Origin of the sequence: Pseudonocardia sp. EV170527-09, assembly GCF_008369905.1 — a bacterium.
In the GTDB taxonomy this organism is placed as follows: Bacteria; Actinomycetota; Actinomycetes; order Mycobacteriales; family Pseudonocardiaceae; genus Pseudonocardia.
Genome location: NZ_VRMC01000260.1, coordinates 1 through 998, shown reverse-complemented (window position 1 = coordinate 998; position 998 = coordinate 1). Strand labels below are relative to the sequence as shown.

General features: G+C 62.5%; 2 protein-coding genes. One reads left to right on the top strand and one right to left on the bottom strand.

Annotated elements, in window-relative coordinates:
• Positions 1 to 503, top strand: a 503-nt coding sequence (locus FVA95_RS28960) for a transposase (protein ID WP_193564393.1), incomplete at its 5' end; no start/stop codon positions are given.
• Positions 504 to 620: 117 nt separating this feature from the next.
• Here the strand turns inward: FVA95_RS28960 and FVA95_RS28955 are convergent.
• The coding region (locus FVA95_RS28955) for an integrase core domain-containing protein (protein ID WP_149666456.1) at positions 621 to 998 on the bottom strand (378 nt) is incomplete at its 5' end.

The following is a 998-nucleotide window of genomic DNA, read 5'->3' as shown; positions in this document are numbered from 1 at the left end:
TGGAGAACGTGTGGCCCCAGGCGATCGTGCAGACCTGTGTCGTGCACCTGATCCGCAACTCACTGCGCTTGACTTCACGGCGTGACACCGACGCCGTCAAACGCGCCATCCGAGCTATTTACACCGCGTCCACCGCCGATGCCGCTGCAGCCGCGCTGGATGATCTCGATGACGAGTGGGGGCGAGCCCATCCGGCGATGATACGTTTGTGGCGTAACGCCTGGACCGAGTTCATGCCGTTCCTCGACTACGACATCGAGGTCCGGAGGGTGATCTGTACGACGAACGCGATCGAATCGTTGAACGCCCGCTACCGGCGAGCGGTCCGAGCGCGAGGGCATTTCCCCAGCGAGCAGGCCGCGATGAAATGTCTGTACCTTGTCACCCGCAGCCTCGACCCGACCGGACGAGGCCACACCCGATGGATGATGCGCTGGAAGCCAGTCCTCAACGCCTTCGCCATCACTTTCGGTGACCGCTGGCCGGGCGCCGAGCACTACTGACAACATCGCCGGAACCACCGTTCTCGTTACAGACCCCCCTGAAGGACTACACGTGGGCCTGTCCCACGGCTGGGAGTGTGAGCTTGGCCCCCTGCGCCGGACACTGACGGTGTGGGGTCAGTGATCTTGGTGTGGTGGGGTGTGGGCTGTTTCGTAGTCGGCTGGGCTGAGCATCCCGATGCTGGAGTGGCGCCTGATCGGGTTGTACCAGCACTCTATCCACTCGAATATCGCATTGGCAAGATCGGCGCGGCTTTTCCAGGATCTGGAGTCGAGTAGTTCCAGCTGCATCGTCCCCCAGAAGGACTCGACCATCGAGTTGTCGTAACAATCGCCGACCGAGCCCATGGAACCGACTAGTCCCGCCTCGATCAGTCGGCGCCCGAACGCCCAGGACGTGAATTGCGAGCCGTGGTCAGAATGTAGGATCGCCGAGTACGGTTCGGGACTGCGACGGGTGATGGCCATGCCGAGCGCGTCGGTGACGAGTTCGGT